Genomic DNA, 6,497 nt, shown 5'->3' on the forward strand with positions numbered 1-6,497 from the left:
AAGCCTTCATGGCATCACTTATAAAAATCCAGAATTGAAAAGCTCGGCTAACCTCTAGCCCAAAAAGGGCGAGGCCTAGCCGAGCTTTTCTTATGTCTTTTTTGAGATGAATCTAAGAGAAATCTTCGATTTCTTTTAGAATATTTGCTATGATGGTTGTAGCAAATATGTAAATGAAGGACGGTTTATGATGGATGAATTTGAATTTATTGATTCAATAACACAAAAGTATTACCGCCAGAGTAGTGTCATTAAAGGCATTGGTGATGATGCCGCTATACTGAGGCATTCTTATCATGATCTTGTGACCGCTGTGGATACGATGGTTGATGGGGTTCACTTTTCAAAAGAAACGGTTCCACCTTTTTATATTGGCTACCGCACTTTAGCCGCAAACATCAGTGATATGGCTGCTATGGGGGCCGTGCCGACGTCTTACATGATTTCGCTCGTTGTCCCAAAAGATTATTCAAATCATGAACTGCAAGCAATCTATCAAGGCATGGATCAGTTAAGTCGGCAGTATCATATGGATTTAATCGGCGGAGACACTGTCACAGGCGATCAATTAGTCGTCTCAGTGACGATACATGGTGTAGTAGATAAAGATAAGGCTAGATTAAGAAGTCATGCGAGAGATGGCGATATTGTCTTTGTGACAGGTACGTTAGGTGACAGTCGTTTCGGTCTTGGCTTATTATTAGATGAATACAAGCGTCAGCCGTATAATGATCAACTAGATAAGATTGATCGGGATTTTTTCATTCATCGGCATCAACAACCAACACCTAGGGTCGATTTCGCTAGGGATTTGACACCGTTACAACGCGTAGCATTAAATGATGTCAGCGATGGGATTGCAAGTGAAGCAAATGAAATTGCTAAAGCTTCACAAGTAACATTAATTATTGATGATGATCAAGTACCGGTACATCCGGATATGAATATTCTACCTGATGAGCTTATTCACGATTATAAATATTCAGGTGGCGAAGACTTTGAACTACTAGGAACGGTTTCAACACAAGACTTTCCTTTTGTTGTAGAAATAGCGCGCAAGCATCACTTACCACTCTGTCAGATTGGGTATGTGAAAGATGCTGAACATACAAATCAACGTGTGTATCTAAAACAGCATGATACACTAAAACGATTAAAAAAAACGGGTTATACCCATAAAAATTAGGTGAAATTAATGACAGAAAAAACATATCAGGTAACAACACCAGAAGAAACAAAGCGTTTAGCTGAAAAAATCGCCTTACTACTCAGACCAAATGATTGCCTGACCTTAAGTGGTGATTTAGGTGCTGGTAAGACGACATTTACGAAGGGGCTCGGTATTGGCCTTGGCGTTAAACGGACGATAAACAGCCCAACGTTTACCATTGTTAAAGTTTATCAAGGTGAAAAAACGTTGTATCATATCGATGCTTATCGTCTCGAAGATGAAGAAGAGGACATAGGTTTTGATGATTATTTTTATGGTGATGGGGTAGCGGTGGTAGAATGGCCACAGTATATTGCTTCGTTTTTACCAGATGAACGACTGGATATCACTATTAACAAGGTAGATGATAGCGATCGGCGTGTTATTACATTAACATCTACAAGTGACTATTTTGATTATGTTATAAAGGAGATCCCGCACATATGATTTTAGCTATGGATACATCAACTGATGTGTTAAGTGTGAGTTTACACAACAATCAGGAAATTATTGAAGAGTACAGTTCAAAAAATAAAAATAAGCATTCCACCCGATTAATGCCGGCGATTGATCGCATCATGAAAGAGGCAAAAGTTACGCCACAAGACTTAACGAAAATTGTCGTTGGTATGGGACCGGGTTCTTATACAGGGGTTAGAATCGCCTTGTCGACAGCTAAAACAATGGCCTGGACATTAAATATTCCTGTTGTTGGTGTATCAAGTTTACGTGCCCTTAGCTTACAAGCATCGGGTGATGATTTAGTCTGTAGTTTTCTTGATGCGAGACGCGGGCTTGTCTATGCTGGACTTTATGATAAGGAAGGTAATGAAGTATTACCTGAAGTGAACATCATGATTGACGAGTGGCTTGAAAAATTAGTCGCCCTTAACAAGCCAGTAACATTTGTTAGTCCAGATTTAGCCACATTTCAATCACTTATCAGAGAGCGTTTAGGGGAACGAGCTCAATTCAAACCGAAGGGCCATCATCTTATGCGCGCTGGATTACTAGCCGAGTATGGAAAAGACTTAGCACCAACCGACCCACATTTACTCGTACCAAACTATTTACGCTTAGTAGAAGCTGAAGCAAAATGGTTAGAAAAGCAGAAGGCGGATCAATATGACCGTTAATATGAGACTGATGCGTGAGGAAGACCTTGATGCTGTTGCTGAAATAGAAAAGCTATCTTTTCCGACCCCTTGGTCACGCGATATTTATAAAGAAGAACTAACAGAGAATAAGTTTGCACATTACTATGTCATTGAAAATAATCAAGGTGTTGTTGGCTTTATCGGGGCTTGGATTATTTTTGATGAAATCCAAGTGACCAATTTTGCCGTGTTACCGAGTGAGCGAACGCGGGGCTACGGTCATATGCTGTTTCAATATTTAATCAATAAAGCCTTGCTAAAAGGCGGGCGATTAATGTCTTTAGAAGTACGAGAAAGTAATGTAGCAGCACAAAAGTTGTATCAATCATTTGGACTAAAAAAAGCTGGCATCAGAAAACGGTACTATACCGATAATAATGAAGATGCCATTGTTATGTGGGTGGAATTATGATAAAAACAGATCAAATAAATATTTTAGCAATTGAAACAAGCTGTGATGAAACAGCCGCCGCAATTATTCAAGATGGTCATACGATTGTGAGTGAAGTTGTCGCGACACAAATAGACAGTCATAAACGCTTTGGTGGCGTGGTACCTGAGATTGCGTCAAGGCATCATGTCGAACAAATGACGCAAGTATTGGAAGAGGCCTTAACAAAAGCGTCACTAACAATGGCGGACATTGATGCTGTCGCTGTGACAGAAGGTCCTGGCTTAGTTGGGGCGCTGTTAGTAGGCGTGGCAACCGCAAAAGCGTTGGCATTTAGTCATCAGTTACCGCTAATTGGCGTCCATCATATTGCGGGTCATATCTATGCCAATCAGCTTATAGAACCCTTTCAATTTCCACTGTTGTGTCTTGTCGTCTCAGGTGGACATACGGAACTTGTAATAATGAAAGAACATGGGGTGTATGAGGTCATTGGGGAAACAAGAGATGATGCGTGCGGAGAAGCATATGACAAAGTGGCGAGAGTACTCGATGTCCCTTATCCAGGTGGACCCCATGTGGATAAACTCGCAAAACTAGGAAGTGATACACTTAACTTACCGCGTATTTATCTAGAAGAGGGCAGTTATGATTTTAGTTTCAGTGGATTGAAATCTGCGGTTATTAATACGGTGCACAATGCGAAACAAAAAGGAATTGAATTAAAAAAAGAAGACATCGCTTGTAGCTTCCAAGAAAGTGTCGTTGAAGTGCTCGTTGACAAGACTTATCGAGCGAGTGTTGAGTATGGCGTGAAACAAGTCATCATCGCTGGTGGTGTGGCCGCTAACAGTCGTTTAAGAGAGGCACTTCGTGCAAAATTTAGTGACAAAGAGGTGAACTTATCTATCCCGCCGCTAGCTTTATGTACTGATAATGCAGCCATGATCGGAGCCGTAGCCTTTAATGATTATCAAAAACAAGCATTTAGCGGTCTTGATCTAAATGCGAATCCAGGATTAGATCTAGAACAGTACGGCAAGAGATAAATTAAAGAAGTTATCCACAACTCATTAGTGAAATGTGGGTAACTTTTTCAATAGACGGTATATCAATGATGGACTTGTGCATAAAAAAGTGGATAACACGATGAAAATCTGTGGATAGTGTGAATAAGTCAGTTGATAACTATTATAGCGCTTTTTTTATCTGTGGATAATTTTTATGTGGTTTTCTTAGATAAAAACAAAAAATCATTTGCCATTTGTGACAAATGATTTTTTCTGTCAAGAAGATGTTTCTTCTTGATGTAATAATTCCCACTCTTCCATTAGTGTTTCAATGGTCTGGTTTAGTGTTTGATTTTCTTCTGTTAATTTAAGGGCGCGTTCATGATCTTGAAAGACTTCCGGTTCACATAACAAGGTTTCATTTTTTTCAATTGTTGTTTCATACTCACTAATTAATTGTTCAATTTCTTCAATTCGACGCATTCTTTTACGGTCTTGTTGCTTCTTTTGTTTTTCTTCTTCAAAACTTGATTTTTCTTTTGTAAAAGTATCTATTTTTTCTTTGTTTGTGAGTGCGTGCATGTCGGCTAATTCTTGTTTTTTCTCGACAAAGTAATCATAATCACCTAGATAAACCGTCGCGCCGTTTCTCGATTGTTCAATAACCGTTGTTGCTATTTCATTAATAAAATAGCGGTCGTGTGAAACGAAAATAATCGTTCCTGGATAGTCGAGTAAAGCAGCTTCAAGAATTTCTTTACTATCTAAATCTAAGTGGTTTGTTGGCTCATCAAGGATCAATAAGTTGGCTTTTTGCATCATTAATTTTGCCAGTGATATGCGTGCCTTTTCGCCCCCACTTAAAGCGTGGACAGGTTTTAACACGTCATCACCGCTGAATAAAAAGTTGCCGAGGATCGTTCGAATATCCCTTTCATTCATCATCGGATAATCATCCCAAAGTTCATTTAATACTGTCTTTCTTGGGTTAAGCTCGGTTTGTTCCTGATCATAATAACCAATGTCTAATTTTGCGCCGTATTGAATATCGCCACTAGCAGCCGCAAGTTTTCCGACAAGAATTTTTAGTAACGTTGTTTTACCTACACCATTAGGACCAACGAGTGCAACGCGATCACCTCGATTAACATGAAAAGAGACATCTTCGAAAATAGGTGTCGAATCATCAGGATAGGAAAAATCAAGCGCCTCAATTTTTAGCACATCATTGCCGCTGCGTCTGTCTGTATCAAACGCGAAGTGTGCGCTTTTCTCATCCCCTTTGGGTGAATCCATTTTATCCATTTTTTCAAGTTGTTTACGCCTACTCTGGGCACGTTTGGTTGTGGATGCTCTGACAAGGTTCTTTTGCACAAAGTCTTCTAATTTTTTAATTTCTGTTTGTTGTTTTTCAAATGATTTTAATTCTTGTTCATAGTCACGCGCTTTTTGGTCTAAGTAGTACGAATAATTACCGTGATATTTTTTAGACTGCGTACGTGAGAGTTCATAGACTGTGTTAACGGTTTTGTCTAAGAAGTAACGGTCGTGCGACACGATCACAATGGCCCCGGGGTAGTTATTTAGAAAGTTTTCAAGCCAAGTTAATGTTTTAATGTCTAAGTGGTTTGTGGGCTCATCTAATATGAGAATATCAGGTTTCTGTAGTAATAATTTTGCAAGAGCAAGTCGGGTTTTTTGACCGCCACTAAGTGTATGAATAGGCGTCTCATAATCTGATGCATAAAAGTTCATCCCATGTAACACACTACGAATATCGGATTGATACTGATATCCCCCATCATGTTTAAAATCTGTTTGACGTTGGTCATACTGATTTAATAGTTGTTGATACTTTGGTTGATCTTCAATAAAATCAGGATCCCCCATTTTCTGTTCCATTTGGCGTAATGCGCGTTCTTCATTAATTAACGATTCAAACACCGAAAGCATTTCATTATAGATGGTTTCGGTTGATTCAAGCCCGGTATGTTGCGATAAATACCCGAGCGACACTTCTTTCGCTCGGTGAATCTCACCATTATCATAAGATAACTCACCTGCCATAATCTTTAATAATGTTGATTTTCCCGCACCGTTACGTCCAACAACAGCAATCCGGTCTTTTGTTTGGATTTCTAGTTTAATATTGTCTAGAATAGTTTCAGCGCCGAAACGCTTCATTAGCTGATTTATTTGCATTAGTATCATTTCTTTCACCTCATCTAGGCTAGTGTATCGCAACAGACAGAGATGTTGCAAGCAAATCACTAGGGGTTTGTGATATAATTATATATACTAGGTATCGTATTTAGAAAAACAGACAAGATATGTTTGGTAGTGTCAAGAATTTTGTGTAAACCTCTCCATTGTAGTTCCAGAGTTACTGTATAAAATTAGAAATATATTTAAACGCTCAGCCACAGCGCAGCTGCTTGTCCTTGATTGTGGGGCTGTTTCTTAGTGATTCATGGGGTGGGTTCGGGGTCCCGCCCCCATGAGAACTTAGAAACACTTGTGTCGTTATACCATCCCGTAAGCGGATGGTGCTAGATAAAGCATTATTTCGCCGATCCGCCTATTGTTCTTCATAACGACACACGTCACACAGTCAAGGATGGCGTACTTTGTTGCTTCGCTAGCTGTTCTTCGAACATCTCTATAATTTCTGGTTTAGCTTTTTTAAAGCCGCGATGGCAACGCATCGCAAATTTTTGATTATAATCTAA

General features: G+C 39.4%; 6 protein-coding genes. 5 read left to right on the forward strand and 1 reads right to left on the reverse strand.

What is annotated here, in order from left to right; genetic code table 11:
• Nucleotides 1–190: 190 nt before the first annotated feature.
• Genes thiL through tsaD form a run of 5 tightly spaced genes read left to right on the forward strand, consistent with a single transcriptional unit; the run spans nt 191 to nt 3,807 of the window.
• Nucleotides 191–1,186, forward strand: coding sequence for a thiamine-phosphate kinase (thiL, locus tag BM098_RS12735; RefSeq protein ID WP_089833959.1), 996 nt, complete (start codon nt 191–193; stop codon nt 1,184–1,186).
• A gap of 9 nt (nt 1,187–1,195) precedes the next feature.
• On the forward strand, nt 1,196–1,657 hold the full coding sequence (tsaE, locus tag BM098_RS12740) for a tRNA (adenosine(37)-N6)-threonylcarbamoyltransferase complex ATPase subunit type 1 TsaE (RefSeq protein WP_089833961.1): 462 nt from the start codon (nt 1,196–1,198) through the stop codon (nt 1,655–1,657).
• Entirely contained in the window at nt 1,654–2,346 is a 693-nt protein-coding gene (gene tsaB, locus BM098_RS12745) for a tRNA (adenosine(37)-N6)-threonylcarbamoyltransferase complex dimerization subunit type 1 TsaB (RefSeq protein WP_089833962.1), read from the forward strand. Before tsaE ends, tsaB begins: the two co-directional genes overlap by 4 nt.
• On the forward strand, nt 2,336–2,779 hold the full coding sequence (gene rimI / locus BM098_RS12750) for a ribosomal protein S18-alanine N-acetyltransferase (protein WP_234987503.1): 444 nt from the start codon (nt 2,336–2,338) through the stop codon (nt 2,777–2,779). Before tsaB ends, rimI begins: the two co-directional genes overlap by 11 nt.
• Nucleotides 2,776–3,807, forward strand: coding sequence for a tRNA (adenosine(37)-N6)-threonylcarbamoyltransferase complex transferase subunit TsaD (gene tsaD / locus BM098_RS12755; protein ID WP_186819709.1), 1,032 nt, complete (start codon nt 2,776–2,778; stop codon nt 3,805–3,807). The genes rimI and tsaD overlap by 4 nt, the downstream gene beginning before the upstream one ends.
• Nucleotides 3,808–4,044: 237 nt before the next feature.
• Here the strand turns inward: tsaD and BM098_RS12760 are convergent, their stop codons facing one another.
• Nucleotides 4,045–5,979 carry an ABC-F family ATP-binding cassette domain-containing protein gene (locus tag BM098_RS12760; RefSeq protein WP_089833965.1) on the reverse strand — a complete coding sequence of 645 codons (1,935 nt, stop codon included), beginning with the start codon at nt 5,977–5,979 and terminating at the stop codon, nt 4,045–4,047.
• Between the last annotated feature and the right edge of the window lie 518 nt (nt 5,980–6,497).

Source organism: Halolactibacillus halophilus, from assembly GCF_900115605.1.
In the GTDB taxonomy this organism is placed as follows: Bacteria; Bacillota; Bacilli; order Bacillales; family Amphibacillaceae; genus Halolactibacillus; species Halolactibacillus halophilus.